A 21,395-nucleotide genomic window follows, 5' to 3' on the forward strand; every position below is an offset into this window, starting at 1 on the left:
TCCTGTAGGCAGATTAAAATACGTAGGCTTCGAACCAGTATATTTTAGTGTCCGGATGTTTCCACATATGCGGTTGAAGACCGGCTTTAATGCACGTTTGCTCTAAAAATGTCTGGCGATCCCAGCACCAGTCTTTTGCTACTTGCGGAAGCAGTAACCCAGAACGTGCACCACACTGCATAATAAGTCCGTGTTTTCCAATTTCAATTAATGCTGTGTCAGGGCATAGGGTGAGTGGCCCCATAATAGAAATCTCTATGGAAAGCTCAGAGAATTCAGTTTGGGAGACTTGTGGAAAGCGAGGGTCTTCAAATGCTGCTGCCCGTGCCATACGGGCTATTGTAAGATATAGAGCACCTTGTCCTACAACATTACCAATGCAACCGCGCAACTCGCCATTTTTCGTAAGCGTTACAAAAGCACCAAGTTCTTGGGCAAGCAGTGGGTTTTCCGGTTTGGGAACAGCGTTTTCATCAAGAGTATGCTGCCCCTCAAAGTACGAGGTAATGCTTGTTTTAACAAGCTGTTTTAAATAGTCTTTATCCGTTTGTGCCAGACAGAGGTTTGTGACATCGTTTTTGGGGCTAGTCATGTCTTATTCCTTATAATACGCACAAAATTTCGCTGGGTGTTTCTTGTGCCATGTGGCTGTACAGGCTGGATTGAATTTGTTGTTGCATCATATTGCGGAACCAGATGTGAGAGGCATCATGATGCTGGCGTTCGTGCCATGCAATTGTGTAATCGAAGGATTCAACATAAAACGGCAGCGCACACCACGAAAGGTCAAATTCTGGTGCAAGGTTGCTTGCAATATGGCTCGGCATGGTTGCGATCATGTCTGAGCGGCTTACAACTTTACAAACAGTTGTATAGAGCGGGGCAGAGAATCGAGTAGTTCGACGCTTACCGATTTTAGCAAGCTCTGCATCGATAATATGAACCTTATCGCCCCCTCCGGTAATCGCTGCGTGATTCAATGCGCAGTATTCATCAAGAGAAATACCGCCGCCTCGCAGCATAAACGGATGATCTTTGCGCATGCAGCATGCAAATTGGTCGCGTCCGATAACAAGGTGGTGTAACCCTTGATGTTGTGAATCAAGCATGGATGTGATTAAATCATAGGAACCGTTCGATAGCTTACCGATTGTAGAGCGGTCAGAAATTTCAAGCCTGATGGAAATATTAGGAGCAACTTTACGATAACTTTCCAGAACCTTAGGGAAGATATATTCTGCAACATAATCAGTTGTTGCAAAGGTGAAGGTTCGCGTACACTCTGAAGGTTCAAAACTGCTTCGATCAAGTAGTTCGGTCACTTCTCCGAGGATTCGTTCCAGATTTCGGCTTAGTTCTACAGCGCGTTCGGTGAGCGCAAAATTATTACCGCTGCGTACAAGAAGCGGGTCGTCAAAGAGTTCCCGCAGGTGACGTAAATTCTTGCTCATGCCGCTCTGAGTAATATTCAAGCGGTTTGCCGCACGGGTCACATTGCCCTCATCAAGCAACGCTTTAAGAGCAACAAGCAGGTTAAGGTTTACTGAAGCCAGATTAACTCGCCCTAAATTCATTACCTAAAATCCATCTTCTAATTGTGGTGAAACAAGAAAGTGTCCGTTTGTGAGTGCCTTGGGCAACCCAGTATCCTGAACAGAAACTTTGCGTCCGTTTTGTTGTACACGTCCTGTTGCAATCCATTGCAGAACCTGCGGATAAATGCGGTGCTCAAATTCAAGAACCCGTTTTTGTACGACATCTACTGATTCGTTGGGAGCAAATGGCACTACAGCTTGGGCTATGATAGCACCGTTGTCCATAATCTCATCAACAAAATGTACAGTACAGCCTGCGAGTTTCACCCCATATTCAACGGCATCCGCTATGCCATGAGTTCCTTTGAAGGAAGGGAGCAGCGCAGGATGGATGTTCACAATTTTTCCTGCGAAGGTTTGGATGAATAAAGGAGTAAGCAGTCGCATAAAGCCAGCCAGTACAATTAATTCGCAGCCAGCACATTGCAATTGCTCAATCATGGCAGCATCAAAGGCTTCGCGGTCTTTATACTCTGTATGTAGAATTGTCGCAGTCGGGATTCCGGCTTTTTGGGCACGTTCCAGCGCAAATGCATCACTGCGGTTGCAGATGACGAGCGCTATCTCTGCATGGAGTACACCACGGGTAACGGCATCTATTATCGATTGAAGATTAGAGCCGGAGCCGGATGCAAGAACCGCTATTTTTAATGCCATTTTTTCTCCCCAAAAATATCTATGCGTACAGCAGGGCTGTACCTGTATACTCGCTATAAAAATAGCTGGATGGTGTAGAGTTAGTCAGTCGTTGCCCAGAATGGGTCTTCTTCAAGTGTACTTGTGTCACCAATTTCGCTGCCGGTAGTTTCTGCTCGCAGCAATCTGCGCATTATTTTACCGCTTCGGTTACGCGGCAGTGCGTCTCGAATATCTACAGCACCAACGACAGCAATGGAACCCAATTCAGCACGAACATGTTCAATGAGTTGCTGTTCAGTCTCGCTTTCTTCATCCATAAAATACAGAGTGTCAGTCTGCTCTTTAAGAACAACGAACGCCTTTGCAACTTCGCCACGGATAGCATTCGGTATACCGATAACAGCGCACTCGGCTACAAGAGGATGCGTTGCAAGAGCTGCTTCGAATTCGGCAGTGCCAATGCGGTGTCCTGCAATCATGATGACATCATCTGCACGCCCTTGAACCCAGATGTAACCATCCTCGTCTCTGCGCGCAATATCACCGGAGCAATATTGTCCCGCAAAGCGTGACCAATACATTTCCTTATAGGTTTCGTCATCGTTGAACAGTGTAGTAATCATAGCAGGCCAAGGATTCTTGATGACAAGGTAGCCCCCTTTGCCTGTAGGAACAGAAGTGCCGGTATCATCAACTATATCCACATCAACAGCTGGTAGCGGGCGTGCAACAGACCCCGGTTTGAGCACGGAAATCGGGTACGGAGATATCATAATCATTCCGGTTTCGGTTTGCCACCATGTATCGAGGAGCGGGCATCGTCCTTTCCCGACATTTTTATGGAACCAGACCCACGCATCTGGCGAAATTGGTTCACCGACAGTGCCAAGGAGCCGTAATGTACTCAGGTCATGCTGCTGGGTGTATTTTTCCCCGAATCGCATTAGCATTCGGATAAGTGTAGGTACTGTATAAAGAACAGAAATTCCCCAACGTTCGACAACTGACCATACTCTCCCTGCTTCAGGGTAGAGTGGGTGCCCTTCGTAGATGAAGGTTGTGGTTCCTGCCATTAAAGGCCCGTACACAACATATGAATGTCCGGTTATCCATCCGACATCGGCGGTACACCAGAAAATGTCAGTAGCGTGGTTATCAAAAACTTGTGTGAATGTATGGTGCACGCCCACCATGTACCCACCGTGAGAGTGGACAACGCCTTTGGGTTTATCAGTTGTACCTGATGTATAGAGCATAAAAAGCGGGTCGGTGGCTTCCATGCTTTCCGTGATGGCTTCATACGATTTTTCACGCATAACATCATGCCACCATAAATCTTTTTCGGGATTCATGGAGACTGTGACATGCGTTCGGTGAACAACAATTGTATGTTCTACGGAATGTTCTGCTTGCTCCAGTGCTTCGTCAACCAGCGGCTTGAGAGCAAGAACGCGTCCGTTGCGGTAGAAGGCATCGACGGTGATAATTATTTTAGGCTTTGCGTCTTCAATGCGCTCTGCAAGGGCATGAGCAGAAAATCCCGCAAAGACAACGCTGTGGATTGCGCCGATTTTGGCAGCGGCGAGCATGGAAATGACAGTTTCCGGTAAAGAGGGCAGATAGATGACAACGCGGTCACCTTTGGCTACGCCAAGCTCGCGTAACGCGTTGGCACACTTGTTTACCTCTCTGTACAGCTCAAAATAGGTCAGTCTTCTCGTGTTTCCCGGTTCTCCTTCCCAGATCAGTGCAAGCTTGTTTCGGTTAGGAGAAGTAATGTGTCTGTCGAGGGCGTTATGCACAATGTTACAACGAGCTCCCTCGAACCATTTATAAAACGGGGCGGAAGATTCATCGAGCACAGTGTTCCAGCGACGATACCATTGCAGGCGTTCTGCGGCTTCTTCCCAGTATGCAAGTCTGTTTGTATCTGCTTTTTCATGAGCAAGCTTCAAGTCGGCAGGGTTTACAGCAGAATCCGCAATTACGCGCGGCAATGGACGAAAAACACGTTGTTCCGTTAAAAGGGATTCAACTGTTCCATTTGATGTAGGGCGTGTTTTGTCTGTCATGCTATAACCCCAAAACCTGTTTGAGTTCGCCTAGCCTTCTGCGGCTGATAGGAATTTCAATGCGGGTACGTCCGGCTGTTCGCAGCATGAAGTTAGAACCCGGTAGTGATGCGATTTCTGTGACCATATCCAGATTTACAAGAAACTTGCGATGAGCGCGGAAAAAGTTGTGCGGACGCAATCTGGCTTCCAGAATTTTAAGCCTGTATGACGTAAGGTGTTTCCCTGAAGCTGTGTGAACATACGTATAATCTTCGCTGGCTTCAATAAAGATAATCTCATTGTAGGGCAATAACATTGTTCGCCCGCCGGAAGTAATGGCAAGTTTTTCGATTTCTGCCGGACGGAATTTTTCTGTAAGTTCCCACGCTTGACGCAAGGCATGTAGAAACTGATCTTGCTCTTCTTCTTCTAATGGGAGGCGGAGTGTTTGTTCAGGTTCTTCCTGTTCAGCATCGACGGAAGTTTGATCTGTCTGTTCCTGCCATTGGGTTGAAGGTTCCTGAGCAAGGTTGAAGTGCATTTTAAAGTGTTCAAGACGTGCTACCGAACGCGCGAATCGCTCCGGAGTGCAAGGAAATATCAGGTAGTCTGTAGCGTCCAGTTCGAATGCTGTGAACGCGTCATCCTCGTTATCTGCCAGAAAAATTAGTGCAGGCTGTTTGGTGCGTCCCCGCAGCCGCCTTGTGAGTTCGAAACCGTCGCGTGGCTCTTTTATAGAAACAGCAACAACAAGCACTGCGTACTCAATGGCACTGAGCAGCTCCAGTGCTTCGTCAACATGCACGGCTTCGCCCACTATACGCACAAAATCTACAGGCTCAAAAAATTCTCTGAGCTGAGCGCGGATTTCTGGAACAGGATGCACAAGAAGTGTTGGTAACATAGTGGCAACCGTGAGTAAAAAGCTGGAGTGAAATTATATAACTGACTTATTCAATACTACATTTTCAACAGCTTCATGTGAAGGGAAACCCGTATTCTTCTGGTTGAACAACTAATCAGCGCAAATTTAGACTGAGTAATCGGTACAGAGATGAGTAACTAGGCGTGGTATGTCTTGCAATCGACGCATCGCCTGAAGCCTTATGTGAGAAGGTAAGAGTATCTTGTATACAAGAGTTTTTCTGGGGTAAGCGTCCAATGAGTATTTTATAAAAAAAAAGACCGTACAAAGTACGGTCTTTTTGTGTTTGCATGCGATATGTTGCTATTTTGCAAACCCTACTGCGCGTCGTTCGCGAATAACAGTTACGCGAATCTGACCCGGGTAGGTAAGATTGTTTTCAATCTTGTCAGCAATCTCTTTACAGAGCAGGTAGGTGGAATCGTCATCAACGTTTTCTGAGTTGACCATAACACGGATTTCACGACCAGCCTGAATTGCGTATGCTTTTGCTACGCCATCAAATGCTGTTGCAATGCCTTCAAGTTCTTCAAGGCGTTTAACATAGTTTTCAAGCAGCTCTTTGCGAGCACCCGGACGAGCACCGGACAGGGAGTCCGCAGCCTGAACGAGAACTGCAAGCGCTGTGGTTGGCGGAGTGTCTTCATGGTGCGCTGCAATTGCATGCACAATGTCTTTTGCTTCGCCATATTTTTTCGCAAGGTCAGCACCAATAAGTGCGTGTGGGCCTTCGACTTCATGGTCAACAGCTTTACCGAGGTCATGCAGCAAACCTGCACGTTTAGCTTTTTTGATATCAAGCCCAAGCTCGGCAGCCATCATTCCACAGAGGGAAGATACTTCCAAAGAATGCTGCAACACATTCTGTGAGAAACTGGTACGGTATTTAAGCTGACCAAGGAATTTGATAAGCTCTGGGTGAATACCGTGAACGCCAGCATCAAAAGTAGCCTGCTCGCCAACTTCACGAAGCTGAACTTCGAGTTCCTGCTCAACCTTGCGTACAACGTCTTCGATGCGTGCAGGATGGATACGACCATCGCTGATAAGGCGCTCGAGTGCCATTTTAGCAATCTGACGACGCAACGGGCTGTATGCAGAAAGAATTACTGTTTCTGGAGTATCGTCAATAATAAGGTCAACGCCAGTGGCTGCTTCGATAGCGCGGATGTTGCGCCCTTCACGACCAATAATGCGACCTTTCATGTCTTCGCTTGGCAGGGTAACAGCGGTAACAGTCTGTTCGCCTACATAGTCACCTGCATAGCGCTGGATAGCTGTAGCAATAATGTGCTGAGATTTGCGGTTGGCAGTCTCTTTCGCTTCCATTTCGATCTGGCGGATCATTTTAGCGGCTTCATGCTTAGTGCGTGCTTCCACTTCATTGAAGAGGCGTTCTTTTGCTTCTTCAATTGTGAGACCAGATACTTCTTGTAATTTAAGCTCCTGCTCATCCAATTTGGAATCGAGCAGAGTCATTTTATCTTCGAGTGTTCGTTCTTTGCGAGTCAGGTCTTTGTCCAGAGAAAGCAGTTCCTGTTCTTTCTGGTTTGCCTGTTCGCGCTTACGTTCTACGCGTTCACTGAGTTCTTGAATTTTACGATCACGAGCTTTGGTTTCATTCTCACGGTCTTTAAATTCTCGTTCAATTTCACGCTTTTGTTTGTAAATCTCGTCCTGACCCTGAAGAATGATTTCTTTCTTTTGAGCCTGTGCTTCCTTTCGAGCCTCTTCAATAATGCGCGTAGAGAGTTCTCTTGCGTCATCCATTCTCTTAGAGGAAACAACTTTATGCAGTGCGTATCCAGAGCCAGCTCCAAGAATAGCACCAACAAGGACGAGCCCGAATGAGATCAGACTCATACCTTTTCTCCCGTTATTACACACAGGTATAGAATACCTGAAATGTACAAGTTTAGAGCACAGTTGTGCCTTTATATATAATAGTGAGAGCGGTCTAAAGCCCCGACTGACTGCATTATGACATGCAGTGGCATACAGAAAGCAGACGAAAAAATCAGCGCAAGGCGACTTATTCTTGCGAAGAAGAGTCTTTTTCTGTGCAGCCTGCCACTCTCGATGTTAATCGTTCTAATCGTTCTTCGAGCGCTTGCAGCTTATCTGATGTTTGCAGATAGTCATCTGCGAGACCCAACACAAGGAAAATGAGCATTTTTTCCTTACTGATAGGCATACCTGGAGTGTAGAGCGTATTATAGCGCTCCTCAACGAGGATTTTTGCCCGTTCGACAGTATCGTGGTCTGTTTCTGATTTGAAAGAGACCTCGGTGCCGAGTATCTTCAAATTGAAGCTGCGCATAGCGTATTACATTGAGTCTGTAGGGTTGGTAAGTTTAGTTAACAGCCCGTCTATACGACCCATAACTTGATCTTTTGTGGAACGTTCCTGTTCCAGTTCTTCCTTCAGAGCACGGTTCTCTTCTTCAAGAACAGAAAGACTTACTTCAACTTCTTCTTTAAGCTGAAGATTTTCATTCTTAAGGGACTCAACTTCTTCAAGAAGAGATTCTAATCTTTGTTCTAAACGGTCTATAAGTTCCATAAGCTTTAACTATCCTTTTTGGTACGAGAAATCAATACTAGCATTTTTTGGGCAAGTTTTTTTGCTTACCACGGGCAACAGCAATAGAATTTTCAGGAATGTTTTTTGTTATTACGGAGCCTGCTCCAACAAGGGAATTTTTACCCACACAAACCGGAGCAACCAGCGAGGTGTTAGAGCCGATAAAAGCGTTGTCCTCGATAGTTGTTTTGTGCTTGTTAACACCATCGTAGTTACAGGTAATAGTACCTGCACCAATGTTAACACCTGTGCCTACTTCAGCATCGCCAAGATAGGTGAAGTGGTTTGCCTTGGAGCCTTCTCCCAGTACGGATTTTTTCATTTCTACAAAGTTGCCGACCTTGGAACCTTGTTCCATGACAGCACCCGGACGAAGTCGAGCGTATGGACCTGCTACGCAGTTTTTACCAACGGTCACTCCATCAAGGTGGCTAAATGGATGAATAACACATCCTTCCGCTAAATTGGAATCTTTAATCCAAGTGTTAGAATAAATTTCTGCGCCGCGCTCAACTCGGCTTTCACCGTAGATTTCACACGGTCCATGCAAAACTGCTCCCGGCTCAAGTGTTACCATTGGACCTACACGCACGTATTCCGGCGCGTGGATGGTAACACCTTGGTCGAGCCATTCCATAATAAGGTTGGCACGAAGCAAGGATTCTGAACGCACAAGCTCTGCTGGATTGTTGATGCCGAGAAGATGCGGGTCGTTGCCGCAGTCTACTCCAACAACTGACATTTGTTCTTCAACAGCAAAGCCGACGAGGTCTGTAATATAATATTCACCGCTCTTATTTTCGTTGGTAAGACGCTTAAGAAGCGGTGTAACACTTGCGATGTTGAGCAGGTAAATCCCCGCATTAATTTCGCGAGGTTCGGGACCATGCAGGCTTTCATCGTAGTCTTTTGCTTCGATGATGGCAGCTACATCGCCCAGATGGCGTACAACGCGACCAAAAGAGCCGGGTTGTGGAAGGGTAAGAGTCATAAAGCCTATATCAGCATTGCTGGACAGGCATTCTTTTAAAAAGTTGATGAGTCGAGGCTGCGGCAAAAGAGGTGTGTCACCATTGATAACAAGTACATGGGAAATGCCGGACTCAACGAGTGCGTCCCATGCTGTTTGCAATGCGTGCCCTGTGCCGAGCTGTTCAGCTTGATACAAAAAATTTCGGTCTTCACCGGCAAACGTCTGTTCAATCATCTCTGCTTGATGACCGATAACAGTCCAAATGCCTTCGCCGAAGAGCGGATCTAACGCGGTATATACATAACGGAGCATTGGTGCGCCTAAGAGTTCTTGCAGAACCTTAGGTTTATCTGAGTGCATGCGGGTTCCTTTACCCGCTGCTAGCACGAGCGCTCCGATTGTCTCTCTGGCAGACATTATCACTCCTGAGATTACGTGTAACAAGTAGTTCTAACGCATATGTACTACGTCTGCGAGTGGTGATTTGTCTAGTAGAAACGTATAATAGATATATGTGAGAGGTAACAGCTCTGAAGGGGATGACGAATGCCTGCGGCTGTTCTTTTGGTGCAGTTATGCGGAATGGTTGGGTATAAAAAAAGCAGACTGCCCAAAGGCAATCTGCTTTTTTTATATTGCGATCGTCTGAATATTATTCAGAATCAAGCAGTTTGAGGCGATGGAGTGAACGAGCAAGAGCTGCTCGTGCGCGAGCGTAATCAACGTTATCCATTTCCATGGACATGCGCTGTTCAGCACGCTCTCTAGCCTGACGTGCGCGTGCAAGATCGATATCTTCGGCACGTTCGGCAGCCTCAGCAAGGACGGTTACCTTGTTCTCGGAAACTTCTGCAAAGCCGCCGGAAAGAAACACGTAGCGTGTTTTTCCGTCAACATTGTAGTGCAGAGGTCCGATTTGCAGTGCAGCAAGGAAAGGAATGTGATTTGGAAGGATACCAAATTCACCGTCAAATCCAGGTGCGCCTACATAGTCCACATCTTCGCTAAGTACGAGCCGATCTGGCGTAACAATCTCGAGACGAAGTGTATTTTCCATAAGTCAGCTCCTTTTAGGGATTAAGCCTGCTGACCCTGGTTGTACTTCTCGATAGCCATTTCGATGCCGCCGACCATGTAGAAGTCGTTTTCGGCCATGTGGTCGTAGTCACCGTCAAGAATGCCTCTAAAGCCTTTGATGGTGTCTTCAAGTTTAACGTATTCACCAGGAGTACCGGTAAATACTTCCGCTACGTGGAACGGCTGGGAGAGGAAACGCTGAATACGACGAGCACGTGCTACAACGAGCTGGTCATCATCAGAGAGTTCGTCCATACCGAGAATTGCGATGATGTCCTGAAGGTCTTTGTACTTCTGGAGAATCATCTGCACTTCACGAGCGATAGCGTAGTGTTCTTCACCTACAACGTTAGGGTCAAGAATACGGGAGGTAGAGTCAAGCGGGTCTACCGCTGGGTAAATACCAAGTTCCGCAATCTGACGGGAAAGTACGAGAGTACCATCGAGGTGAGAGAATGTGGTTGCCGGAGCAGGGTCAGTCAAGTCATCAGCAGGTACGTATACAGCCTGAACAGAGGTAATAGAACCTTTGGTTGTGGATGTAATACGTTCCTGAAGACCACCAAGGTCAGTACCGAGAGTAGGCTGGTAACCTACCGCAGATGGCATACGACCGAGGAGAGCAGATACTTCGGAACCAGCCTGAGTAAAGCGGAAGATGTTGTCAACGAAGAGAAGCACGTCCTGGTTCTCTTCATCACGGTAGTATTCCGCACAGGTAAGAGCAGTAAGCGCAACACGTGCACGTGCCCCTGGAGGTTCGTTCATCTGACCGTAAACGAGGGCAGCTTTCTCAAGAACGCCCGCGTCCTTCATTTCGTGGTAAAGGTCGTTACCTTCACGGGTACGTTCACCAACACCAGCGAATACGGAGATACCACCGTGCTGCTTAGCGATGTTGTTAATCATTTCCATGAGAATAACGGTTTTACCAACACCCGCACCACCGAAGAGACCCATTTTACCACCCTTAGGGAATGGAATGAGAAGGTCTACAACTTTAATGCCGGTTTCAAGAACTTCAACGTTGGTGTCCTGATCGGTGAAATCCGGAGCAGGGCGGTGAATAGGCATACGCTTTTTCGCGTCAATAGGACCCATTTCATCCACTGGTACACCAACAACGTTCATGATGCGGCCAAGAGAAGCGTCACCAACTGGTACAGTAATAGCTGCGCCAGTATCAGTTGCTTCCATACCACGAACAAGACCTTCAGTAGCGTCCATCGCGATGGTACGAACTACGTTGTCGCCAAGGTGCTGTGCTACTTCACAAATCAGCACTGGGGCGTCGGTGTTATTCGGGTTATCAATTTTAACAGCATTCAGAATATTCGGCAGGTTGCCATCGGCAAATTCGATATCAACAACCGCGCCGATAACCTGAACGATTTTACCTACGTTAGCCATAGCTTATTCGCTCCCTTACTTATCCTTTCAGCGCTTCAGCGCCACCGACAATATCCATTAGGTCACTGGTAATGGCGGCCTGACGGGTCTTGTTATAGATAAGTGTCAGGTTGTCGACCATTTCGTCACAGTTTTTTGTGGCATTATCCATAGCTGCCATACGAGCTGCATGTTCAGATGCAGAAGTATCAAGCAAACCACGGTAAATCTGGACCTTAATAAAGCGGGGCAGAAGTTCTGCAAGGAGACCTTCTACAGCTGGTTCGTAGATAAACTCTTTTTTAACGCCTGTGGTGTCTTCTTCAACCTCAGGTGCTTCTTCAGAGGACATAGGAAGGATCTGCTGTTCAACAGGAACCTGTTTACCCATGCTTACGAATTCGCCGTAAATGAGTACAACTTCATCAAATTCACCAGTGAGGTAGGCATGGATAATTTCCATTCCCAGCTCGTTAGCAAGAGAGAAGTCAAAATTGCCCATGGAATCCGGGTAACCTTTTACAAGGTCGAACTCAGATTTTTGTGCAAAATCACGTCCTTTCTTACCTACGCAGTAGAACTTAACGTCTTTACCTTCCGCAGATTTTGCTTTGGCGAGCTTTTCAGCCTTAGAAATAAGACCAGCATTAAAGCTGCCGCAGAGTCCACGGTCGGAAGTTGCTAACACAATCGCACAAGTTTTGATTTCCTCACGGACTTCAAGCAGTGGATGTGCATTCTCGTCTGCCTTGCTGGCAAGATCACCCAGCATATCGTAGAATTTTTCCGCATAAGGACGGAAACGTTCGATACGAGACTGAGCACCGCGCAGTTTTGCAGAAGCAACCATGTTCATTGCTTTTGTAATCTGCTTGGTTTTCTTAACCCCGGCAATCTGTAATTGGACATCTTTCAATGAAGGCATAAACTACCTCCAATCCTTAAGCGCTAAAGCTTTTTTTGAACTCGTCAATAGCGGCTTTCAGGCGACCTTCAATGTCATCGTCAATTACAGCACGATCTTTGAGGTCAGCAAGAATGTCGGACTTGGAAGAACGCAGGAAGTCGAGCAATCCGGATTCGAATTCACGAATCTTTTCAACTTCAACGTCATCCATGAAGCCACGAGTAGCAGCGTACATAGAAGCAACCTGCTCGCAGAATTCCATTGGCTCGTACTGAGGCTGCTTGAGCAGCTCAACGAGACGGGCACCGCGATTCAGTTTAGCCTGAGTTGCTTTATCAAGGTCAGAACCGAACTGAGCAAACGCTGCGAGTTCGCGGTACTGAGCAAGATCAAGACGCATAGTACCTGCAACCTGCTTCATAGCTTTAATCTGAGCAGCACCACCAACTCGGGATACAGAAAGACCTACGTTAATAGCAGGGCGGATACCGGCGTTGAAGAGGTTTGGCTCAAGGTAAACCTGACCATCAGTAATGGAAATTACGTTGGTAGGAATGTATGCAGATACGTCACCAGCCTGAGTTTCAATGATAGGCAGAGCAGTCATTGAACCAGCGCCGAGATCGTCGTTAACTTTAGCTGCACGCTCAAGAAGTCTGGAGTGCAGGTAGAATACGTCACCCGGGAACGCTTCACGTCCTGGAGGGCGACGGAGCAGGAGAGACATCTGGCGGTACGCAGTAGCCTGTTTGGACAGATCATCGTAAACGATGAGAGCGTGTTTGCCATTGTCGCGGTAGTGCTCAGCCATGGTACAACCGGTGTATGCAGAAATAAACTGCAATGGTGCCGGTTCAGAAGCGGTAGCAGAGATGATGGTTGTGTATTCCATCGCGCCATGCTTCTTAAGGGTATCTGCTACAAGAGCAACGGTAGATTTTTTCTGACCGATAGCTACGTAGAAGCAGTGGATGTCAGTATTTTTCTGCGCCAGAATAGCGTCAAGACAAACAGCTGTTTTACCAACCTGACGGTCACCGATAACCAGTTCACGCTGACCACGACCTACAGGGGTCATTGCGTCAATAGCTTTAATGCCGGTAGGCATTGGCTCGTGAACGGATTTACGTGCGATGATACCAGGAGCTTTAAGCTCAACAGGACGAACCTGAGCAGCTTCAATTGGTCCGAGACCGTCGAGTGGCTGACCAAGCGGGTTCAAAACGCGACCCATAACTTCGTCACCAACTGGTACGGAGAAGATCTGACCAGTACGTTTTACTGGGTCGCCTTCTTTAACGCCTGTGTCGTCACCAAGAAGAGCAACACCAACGTTGTCCTCTTCAAGGTTAAGAACCATGCCCATAAGACCGCCTGGGAATTCCAGCAGCTCCATGGCCATAGCATTACGAACACCGTAAACACGAGCAATACCGTCACCTACGTATAGTACAGTACCGGTTTCGCTCATTTCTACACGCTGTTCGTAATTTTCGATCTGGCTTTCAATAATTTGGGAGATTTCTTCTGCTTTAATCTGCATGGCCCTACTCACCCCTCTTGATGTTTTCTTTCAAGATACCCAGCTGTGCTCTGAGGCTAGCGTCGAGTACCTTGTCGCCTACTTTCAGTACAACGCCGCCAAGGATGGACTTGTCGGTACTGAAAGACAGGAACAGCTTCTGGCCAGCCTGTTTTTCCAATTGGGATTTTACTTTATCGCACTTGGCCTTAGGAAGTTTGATTGCGGTAATCAGCTCACCGCGAACAACACCCTGTTCGGCATCAAGCAGAACATTGTAAAAGGCTTGAATTTCCGGAATGGTAGTAAGACGGTCTTTATCCGCGAGCAAATTGCAGAAGTTGCGGACAACAACGCTTACGTTACCTTTATCCAACAAAGAAGCCAGAACTGCCTTCTTTTCCTCAATAGAGATAATTGGATTTCGGAATATTTTACCAAGCTCAGGTGTGCTCTTGATCACTTTAGCCAGTGCATCAAGCTCCTTGCCGTAGGCTTTCAGCTCTTCAGAGCCAGCCTTTTTGCCAAGAGAAAATAGCGCCCTGGCGTATCTTCTTGCTATGATGTTACCGGTCAACTGAGCACCACCTTAGTTAAGTATTTATCGATGAGTGCTTCGTGGCTTTTTTTGTTGAGCTTCTTAGCAATCATCTGCTCAGCAGCATCAGCAACAAGTTCAGCCATTTCTTCACGCATCTGCTCCATAGCCTGCTTTACTTCGTTTTCAGCAGCTTTGCTTGCCTGTTCCGTAATCTGGGCAGCGGACTTCTCAGCGCGCTCAATGATAGCAGCTTTAGCTGCTTCACCCTGTTTACGGTATTCATCAAGGATGCTCTGGGCTTCTGCATCCATGTTGGCAATGCGCTGTTCAACGTCAGCTAGCTTGGCTTTTGCATCTGCTTTGCGAGTTTCAAGAGATATCAGCTCTTCTTCAATGCCGCTTGCGCGACCATTAAAGAAGGCTTTGATCTTGCTTCCACCTGCATACCAGATGACGCCGAGTACGACTACGAGGGTAATTACGCGGTATGCGAAGTTATCCCACGGTAAGCCATGTCCTTCGGTCTGTGCGAACGCTGTAGTTGCCATAAGCAGCAGCAACGCAGATGCACCGACTATAGTTCTCAGCTTTTTCAAAGCGAACCCTCCTTCAACGCTTACGCGGCTATCCGAGCACTTTTGCCATGGTTTGTTCCGCCAGAGCGCCCACTTGCCCTTTCAGCGTATCCATAGCTTTTGCTACATCGGTAGCGACTTTCTCTCTGGATGCAGCGATAGAAGCCTGAGCGTCTGCGGTTGCCTTGGCTACAATGTCTGCTTCCTGAGCGAGAGCGACCTCTTTAACTTTTTCGCGTTCAGCAACAGCTGCTTTACGCGCTTCAGCAAGAGCGTTCTCGTAGTTCTTGATTTTGGAGTCAGAGGCTTCGACGAACTGTTCGGCGTCGCCAAGCAACCCTAACACTTTGTCCTGGCGTTGCTTGATAATCTCCCGGATGGGGCGGATCAGGAGTGCGTTCAAGCCAACCAGCACGATGAGGAAGTTCACCAATTGGATAAGTAACGTAATATCCAAATCGATCATGCCTGCTCCCTTGGTGAGGTTGTGAATTTAAGCTCAAAGTCGTTTTCCGAATTAGCTGATTCACTATGTTGTGTCAAAACCTTTTTTAAAAAAAAGGGTTACTGTGTAATTAAACAGTCGACCGTGAGGGCTTGATAATCGTGCATTAACGAAAAAAGCATACGGTAAGTGACGAGGGCTTTAGAGCGTAACTATGTGAGTTTGATGGGATACGCAGAAGCGCATTATTGCACAAGGTAAAAATGCGTAAAAATATAATGCTTGTGAAATTTTCAAAAAAGTTTTTGCAAAAAATGTAACCGTAAACAAAAAAACCGCCCTGAGGCGGTTTTTCAATGCAAGCTAATGCGTGTTTCGGCTAAGCAGCAGGTTCTTTGACAATGGCTTCAGTAGCGCCATTCATAGAAACTTGACCTTCAACTTTTGCGCCTTCTTCAACAACAAGAGCAGGGGTATGCAGGGTACCCACTAAATTAGCTGTTTTATGCAGTACAACACGCTCTGTTGCGTATACTTCGCCGGTAATGTGACCGGATAAAATCATCTGGCTTACACGGATCTGTCCTTTCATTTTGGCATCTTTACCGACTACCAGAGTACCTTCAGAAATGACCTCGCCGGTAAAGTTACCGTCGATGCGAACAGAACCCTGAAAGTTAAGTTTACCCTCGTAAATTGTGCCAGAACCTAAAAAGGCATTGATTTCGTCTTTAGCCATTGGAGACTCCTTTCTACTCACGCACGTAGTGCATCAAAAAAATCGTATAACAGGTTTAATCTGTTTTAAAAACAAATCGTCGCATCGAAACATTCAGTACAAGACCTATAAGGCATAGGTTAACCACCGTAGCACTACCGCCGTAGCTGATAAAAGGTAGTGGAATACCAACTACCGGCATAAGTCCCATCACCATTCCCATGTTGATAAGGAACTGCCAGAAGAAGTAAAAGAAAACTCCGGCGGATATGAAAGAGCCAAAGCGGTCTTTAGCATCTCTGCTGGTGGTAAATATGGCTAGTAAAAAAAGGCAAAAAAGAGACAGTAATAATAGACAGCCTATAAATCCCCATTCCTCCCCAAATACTGCAATAGCAAAGTCCGTATGCTTTTCCGGTAAAAAACGCAACTGTGACTGTGTACCGCCAAGGAAACCTTTGCCGGTAAGTTGACCGGAACCAATCGCAATTTGGGATTGAATAATCTGATATCCAGCCCCTAGCGGGTCGTCACCGGGGTTCAAAAAAGTAAGCACACGTTGTCGCTGGTAGTCGAGCATACAGAACCACCCGACAGGAATCAGTGACGGGATTACTACGGCACATGTTTTAAAAACACGTCGTGTAAGTCCTCGAAATAAAATGATTCCACCAACATTCAGTAACATGTTCAGTGTTGTTCCAAGGTCAGGCTGAGTTAAAATAAGTGCAGCAGGGATGGAGCAAATACCAAGCATGATGAAAAGCTCTTTCCAGTCGAGTGGATGGGCAGAGCGGGACAAAAGACGCGCTGTGATTATAATCGTCGAAATTTTAGCAAGTTCACTAGGCTGAAAATTAAAAAATCCGAGATCAAGCCAGCGGCGTGCGCCATAAATGGTTTTGCCAGCAACAGGAACCAGCAAAAGTGTGATGATGGTAACAATAAAAATAGGCCACGCGAGACTTTTTAAATGCCGGTAATCAATGAGCACAGACAGGATGAGTACGCCAAAGCCAATTAGTCCCCAAAGCAGTTGCTTTTGGTAATACGCAGTAACAGCCATACCTTCCTGAGACATAAATGCACTTGCAGAGTAGAGGTTTAAAACTCCGATGCTGAACAATAGAATTGTGATAAGGAGCAATCCCCAGTTCATATGTGTCAGTAGTCTTCGGTCAAATGCAATCATTTGTCGTGCTCGTAAATGTAATTCAAAATATTACGAATAATTGGACCGGCAGTAGCAGATCCGCCGCCGCCATGTTCGACCATAGTGACAACAACGTATTTTTTACCGTTAAACTTAGCCCAAGCAGCCATCCAAGCATGGTCTCGCTGCCAGTACTCAAGATCTTCGTTTTTGAGGCGGTTATCATTGGCGTCAATTTTAAGCTTTATAACCTGTGCTGTTCCGGTTTTCCCACCAACAATAGCTTTATCTGTCCGCAACTTGCGTGCTGTGCCGTGTTTAGCCTCAACAGTTTCCTGCATAGCTTTGACGATAAATTCTCGCTGTTTTTTGGTAAGCGGTGAAATGCCTCGAACAGTCTTCGGCGCACCTTTAAACAGATTAGGTTTGAGAAGTTCCCCGTTTTCATTCAATAACGAAGAGATAAAAACTGCCATCTGTACAGGTGTTACCAGCGTGAAACCTTGACCGATGGATGTGATTACTGTTTCACCACCTTGCCAAGGCTGGTTGAACCGTTTGCGTTTCCATGCTTTGGAAGGCACAAGCCCAGAACGTTCGTGCGGCAGGTCAATTCCTGTTTTTGATCCAAAGCCATTCTTGCGTGCAAAGGCTTCTATTTTATCAATTCCAATGCGCTGGCTCATTTCATAAAAGTAGACATCGCAGGAATGTACAAGTGCGTCAGTTAAGTTTTCAGGACCATGCCCCCACTTTTTCCAGCAGCGGAAAATGTGGTTGCCAAGTTTGTATTTTCCAGAACAATTAATGGTCTCGTTCGGGTCAACGCCTTCCTGTAAGTAGAGTCCTGCCATAAGGAGCTTCCAAATGGATGCTGGAGGATATACAGATTGAATAACGCGGTTTTGCAGCGGGAATTTGGGGTTATCACGGAGTTCACCCCATTCTTTGTGACTCAAGCCGCGAGTGAAGGCGTTAGGGTCAAAACTAGGGGTCGTAACCAGTGCATGTAATTCGCCATTATCAGGATTCATCACAACAATACATCCAGCCTGACCTTCAAGCTGCTTCGCTGCAATTCGTTGTAACCCTAAGTCGATAGAAAGACTGACAGAGGAACCGGCGGAAGGCTCTTCCAAGGTTTGCGAGTTGTATTCGCGCCCTGAAATATCTACTTCCATCTGACGTAGCCCTTTTGTGCCACGCAGGGTATCTTCCTTGATAAGTTCTAAGCCTTGCTTACCAACGGTGTCACCGAGACTCAGCTCTTTGTTTTTTTCCAGCTCTTTTTCATTCGCTTCAGAAACGTATCCAAGAATATGCGCAAAGAGTTCGCCTTCGGGATAAAAGCGTTGAGGGCGGGTGATGATTACCAGACCTGGCCAGTCCAGCGAGTTTGCTTCAATGGTAGCAAGTTGTGAAAAATCAATGGTAGGAACAAGTAACATAGGTTCAAAAGCTTTGGCGCGACGACGCCCTTTTTTGTAGCGCTTTTCTATGTTTTTAAGAGGAACTTCCGTCCATTTACTGATTTGCTGTAAGGTAGCTTCAATATCCTGCACGTCTTCACGGACAATGCCGAGACCATACGCCGGACGGTTTTCAGCGAGCAGTTCGCCGTTGCGTGCCCGCAACAAACCGCGTGGGGCATAGATTTGAGCCTGACGAATCCGGTTGTCTCGTGCCTTTTTCGCAAAATCTTCACCGTGGTGAACTTGAAGATACCAGAACCTGAGTAAAAAAATGAGAAAAAGCAGGAGAACAAGCCCCTGCAATAACCATAATCCCGTTTTAGGCGGCTGGTAACCTTCTGGGTCAAGTTGTATTGACATTACGCAGGAATCCTTGCCGTAGTGAGTACAGAATGAGCCATACCGTAGGAATAATACCGGCAAGCAAGCAGCTGTCGGCGATAAGTAGCTGTAAATTAACTTGGAATGATTGCAGATTTGCTATGAGCAATGTGAGGCATACGTTCCAAAGCCCTAAAGCGCATGACACCAGTACGATGAAAAAGAAGTTGATAGCATCAAACATCCACTTACCGTAGTGCATCAGCACAAGAGCAGAGCAATACCAGAGGGTGGAAGAGCCGAATGCAATAGCACCTGTGCCTTCCTGAATAAGAGCAAACATAGTGATAAGCCATAATGTTTGCTTTGGATTTTCTTCCTGCATAGAGCAGATAACCGCAGGCATGAAAAAATCCACACCTGCGATTGCAAACTGCATCCAGATAGCCACGACTGTGTAGCCGAGCCACCAGAATATATTTTTTATGACGGGACGCCTACTTTTTTGCATAACCCTGCCTGAGTATGAAAACAGCGCTAGTTAGTTGCGTTCTGCTTAGTAATTTCTGAAGAGACCTGTTCGCTCGATTGAGGTGTCACTTCAGCTTCTGCAACAGCAGGCGCTGCTTGTAACAGTATGATTTCCTCAAGATTACTCAAGCTGGCAAGCGGTATGGCCTTAACTGTTTTGAACAAGGAAATGTCAGAATGTCCAATAGATACGATTCTGGCAATAGGCAAACCTTTTGGGTATGCACCGGCAAGACCGGAAGTTACAAGCAATTCCCCTTCTTCAAGCAGAGCATTGATAGGAACGTACTTGAGTAGCAGCTCATCTCGGTTACCGGAGCCTACAAGGAGTCCTCGAGTCCGGTTTTTGCTGCTGATAGCCGCAATGCGACTGTTCATGTCAGTCAGCAATAGGGCAGAAGCCGTTGTAGGACCTGCTTTAATTATGCGCCCTACAACACCTTCATGGGTAACGACAGGGGTGTTTTTTCCTGCGCCGTCCACGTAGCCTTTGTCGAGAATGATAGAGTCCAGTTCTGCCTGTACTCCGATTCTATACGAGAGCACACGGGCAGCAACTCTGCTCCACATAGGAGGTGGAGAGAGGTGCATAAGTGCCCTGAGTCGTTTCAACTCGGCAACATTTTCTCTGGCGGCCGCAAGCTCAAAACTTAAGTCTTTTACCTGCGTTAACAGTCGGACGTTTTCTTGCTGAACATCTTGAAGGTGAATGTATTCGTCCCAAAGGGTTGTTGTATTATGTACAACCCATTTGCCGGGCTTTAAAACAGCGCCGGTGAATTCTAACCCTGTGTTGGCAGCAAAACGGTCAACCGCACCGGAACGCATGTTCCATGAGAGCAGCAGCAAATATATAAGAAGAGCAGCGAACAGGAAAATAAGAGTGCGTTTCAGTGAGGAGTTAATCGACTGTTACCTCCTTCAGAATATCCAAGTTGTCGAGTGCCTTACCAGTGCCAATAACAACAGTGGAAAGCGGATCGTCCACAACAGTGATAGGCAAAGAAGTTTCGTCACGCAGAAGCTGATCGAGACCTTTAAGCAATGCACCGCCACCAGTGAGAACAATACCACGGTCAACAATGTCCGCTGCAAGTTCCGGTGGAGTTTGTTCAAGTGCAATACGTACAGCCTGAACAATGGAATCAACCTGTTCTGCGATGGATTTTCTGATTTCTTCGGAAGTAATAGTAATGTGCTGCGGAATACCAGTAACAAGGTCACGACCTTTTACTTCAAGAGTTTCCTCTTGTGGCATTGTGTACGCAGAGGCGATTTTGATTTTAATATCTTCCGCGGTCGCTTCACCAATGAGCATACTGTATTTACGTTTTACGTGTGTCATAATGGCTTCGTCCATTTTGTCACCGCCAACGCGAACAGATTTGGAGTAAACAACACCGGAAAGAGAGATAACCGCAACTTCTGTAGTACCACCTCCGATATCAACTACCATGTTGGAGGTAGGTTCCTGAATCGGAAGGTTCGCACCAATTGCTGCAGCCATCGGTTCTTCAATCAGGTAAACTTCACGTGCGCCTGCACTTTGAGCAGATTCTTTTACCGCTCTTTTTTCTACCTGAGTGATACCGGTAGGAACACAAATAATAATTCGAGGGCGCACCAGACGGCGTGAATTGTGGACTTTGGTGATAAAATGACGGAGCATGGCTTCCGTAATTTCAAAATCTGCGATAACGCCATCTTTCATTGGGCGGATCGCTTGAATATTGCCTGGGGTACGTCCAAGCATGCGCTTGGCATCTTGCCCTACAGCAAGTACAACGCTGCCGCCGCGGCTGTCTTTTTTAACAGCAACTACGGAAGGCTCGCGCAGTACAATGCCTTGTCCTTTTACGTAAACGCAGGTGTTCGCGGTTCCAAGGTCAATAGCAAGGTCGCTGGAAAACATTCCAAGAAGAAAATTTAGTGCGTTGGCCATATGCTCTCGCTTGCTTTGGTCTTTAGGATGTG

Annotated in this window: 22 protein-coding genes; all 22 read right to left on the reverse strand. The window is 46.7% G+C overall.

The features are described from left to right. Positions 1–13: 13 nt before the first annotated feature. Entirely contained in the window at positions 14–592 is a 579-nt protein-coding gene (gene amrA / locus N4A56_RS14570; RefSeq protein WP_295548433.1) for an AmmeMemoRadiSam system protein A, read from the reverse strand. A gap of 10 nt (positions 593–602) precedes the next feature. Next, positions 603–1,574 (reverse strand): LysR family transcriptional regulator, encoded by a 972-nt coding sequence (locus N4A56_RS14575; protein ID WP_293671199.1) that lies wholly within the window; start codon positions 1,572–1,574, stop codon positions 603–605. A gap of 3 nt (positions 1,575–1,577) precedes the next feature. Then, positions 1,578–2,252 (reverse strand): phosphoribosylglycinamide formyltransferase, encoded by a 675-nt coding sequence (purN, locus tag N4A56_RS14580; protein ID WP_295548435.1) that lies wholly within the window; start codon positions 2,250–2,252, stop codon positions 1,578–1,580. Positions 2,253–2,332: 80 nt separating this feature from the next. Continuing rightward, positions 2,333–4,306, reverse strand: coding sequence for an acetate--CoA ligase (acs, locus tag N4A56_RS14585; RefSeq protein ID WP_295548437.1), 1,974 nt, complete (start codon positions 4,304–4,306; stop codon positions 2,333–2,335). A 1-nt stretch (position 4,307) separates the two neighbouring features. Continuing rightward, complete coding sequence (locus tag N4A56_RS14590; protein WP_295548440.1) at positions 4,308–5,192, reverse strand: LytTR family DNA-binding domain-containing protein; 885 nt, start codon at positions 5,190–5,192, stop codon at positions 4,308–4,310. A 324-nt stretch (positions 5,193–5,516) separates the two neighbouring features. After that, a complete protein-coding gene (gene rny, locus N4A56_RS14595) occupies positions 5,517–7,076 on the reverse strand; it encodes a ribonuclease Y (protein WP_293671203.1) in 1,560 nt (519 codons plus the stop codon). Between the two features lie 169 nt (positions 7,077–7,245). Further along, on the reverse strand, positions 7,246–7,518 hold the full coding sequence (locus tag N4A56_RS14600) for a cell division protein ZapA (RefSeq protein WP_295548443.1): 273 nt from the start codon (positions 7,516–7,518) through the stop codon (positions 7,246–7,248). Between the two features lie 21 nt (positions 7,519–7,539). Then, on the reverse strand, positions 7,540–7,776 hold the full coding sequence (locus N4A56_RS14605; protein ID WP_293671205.1) for a cell division protein ZapB: 237 nt from the start codon (positions 7,774–7,776) through the stop codon (positions 7,540–7,542). Between the two features lie 37 nt (positions 7,777–7,813). Further along, positions 7,814–9,187 (reverse strand): bifunctional UDP-N-acetylglucosamine diphosphorylase/glucosamine-1-phosphate N-acetyltransferase GlmU, encoded by a 1,374-nt coding sequence (gene glmU / locus N4A56_RS14610; RefSeq protein WP_293671206.1) that lies wholly within the window; start codon positions 9,185–9,187, stop codon positions 7,814–7,816. Between the two features lie 235 nt (positions 9,188–9,422). Beyond that, entirely contained in the window at positions 9,423–9,827 is a 405-nt protein-coding gene (locus N4A56_RS14615; protein WP_293671207.1) for a F0F1 ATP synthase subunit epsilon, read from the reverse strand. A gap of 20 nt (positions 9,828–9,847) precedes the next feature. After that, entirely contained in the window at positions 9,848–11,257 is a 1,410-nt protein-coding gene (atpD, locus tag N4A56_RS14620) for a F0F1 ATP synthase subunit beta (RefSeq protein ID WP_066855309.1), read from the reverse strand. 19 nt (positions 11,258–11,276) lie between these two features. Beyond that, entirely contained in the window at positions 11,277–12,161 is an 885-nt protein-coding gene (locus N4A56_RS14625; RefSeq protein WP_295548448.1) for a F0F1 ATP synthase subunit gamma, read from the reverse strand. A gap of 16 nt (positions 12,162–12,177) precedes the next feature. Next, positions 12,178–13,686 carry a F0F1 ATP synthase subunit alpha gene (gene atpA / locus N4A56_RS14630; protein WP_293671209.1) on the reverse strand — a complete coding sequence of 503 codons (1,509 nt, stop codon included), beginning with the start codon at positions 13,684–13,686 and terminating at the stop codon, positions 12,178–12,180. A gap of 4 nt (positions 13,687–13,690) precedes the next feature. Continuing rightward, on the reverse strand, positions 13,691–14,242 hold the full coding sequence (gene atpH / locus N4A56_RS14635) for an ATP synthase F1 subunit delta (protein WP_293671210.1): 552 nt from the start codon (positions 14,240–14,242) through the stop codon (positions 13,691–13,693). Next, positions 14,239–14,754: an ATP synthase F0 subunit B gene (locus N4A56_RS14640; protein ID WP_366519933.1), complete on the reverse strand. Its 516-nt coding sequence runs from the start codon at positions 14,752–14,754 to the stop codon at positions 14,239–14,241. The genes atpH and N4A56_RS14640 overlap by 4 nt, the downstream gene beginning before the upstream one ends. 76 nt (positions 14,755–14,830) lie before the next feature. Further along, the gene (locus N4A56_RS14645) at positions 14,831–15,247 is read right to left on the reverse strand and encodes an ATP synthase F0 subunit B (protein WP_293671212.1); all 417 of its coding nucleotides are present in this window, start codon (positions 15,245–15,247) and stop codon (positions 14,831–14,833) included. Between the two features lie 358 nt (positions 15,248–15,605). Continuing rightward, entirely contained in the window at positions 15,606–15,965 is a 360-nt protein-coding gene (locus N4A56_RS14650) for a polymer-forming cytoskeletal protein (protein ID WP_293671213.1), read from the reverse strand. 55 nt (positions 15,966–16,020) lie between these two features. Next, complete coding sequence (rodA, locus tag N4A56_RS14655; RefSeq protein ID WP_293671214.1) at positions 16,021–17,136, reverse strand: rod shape-determining protein RodA; 1,116 nt, start codon at positions 17,134–17,136, stop codon at positions 16,021–16,023. Continuing rightward, the gene (gene mrdA / locus N4A56_RS14660; protein ID WP_295548454.1) at positions 17,133–18,929 is read right to left on the reverse strand and encodes a penicillin-binding protein 2; all 1,797 of its coding nucleotides are present in this window, start codon (positions 18,927–18,929) and stop codon (positions 17,133–17,135) included. Before mrdA ends, rodA begins: the two co-directional genes overlap by 4 nt. Next, the gene (locus N4A56_RS14665) at positions 18,913–19,401 is read right to left on the reverse strand and encodes a hypothetical protein (RefSeq protein WP_293671216.1); all 489 of its coding nucleotides are present in this window, start codon (positions 19,399–19,401) and stop codon (positions 18,913–18,915) included. The genes mrdA and N4A56_RS14665 overlap by 17 nt, the downstream gene beginning before the upstream one ends. A 26-nt stretch (positions 19,402–19,427) precedes the next feature. Then, positions 19,428–20,249: a rod shape-determining protein MreC gene (gene mreC / locus N4A56_RS14670; RefSeq protein WP_295548457.1), complete on the reverse strand. Its 822-nt coding sequence runs from the start codon at positions 20,247–20,249 to the stop codon at positions 19,428–19,430. 73 nt (positions 20,250–20,322) lie between these two features. Continuing rightward, on the reverse strand, positions 20,323–21,363 hold the full coding sequence (locus N4A56_RS14675; RefSeq protein WP_293671218.1) for a rod shape-determining protein: 1,041 nt from the start codon (positions 21,361–21,363) through the stop codon (positions 20,323–20,325). Between the last annotated feature and the right edge of the window lie 32 nt (positions 21,364–21,395).

Origin of the sequence: Halodesulfovibrio sp. (assembly GCF_025210605.1) — a bacterium.
Lineage (GTDB): Bacteria > Desulfobacterota > Desulfovibrionia > Desulfovibrionales > Desulfovibrionaceae > Halodesulfovibrio.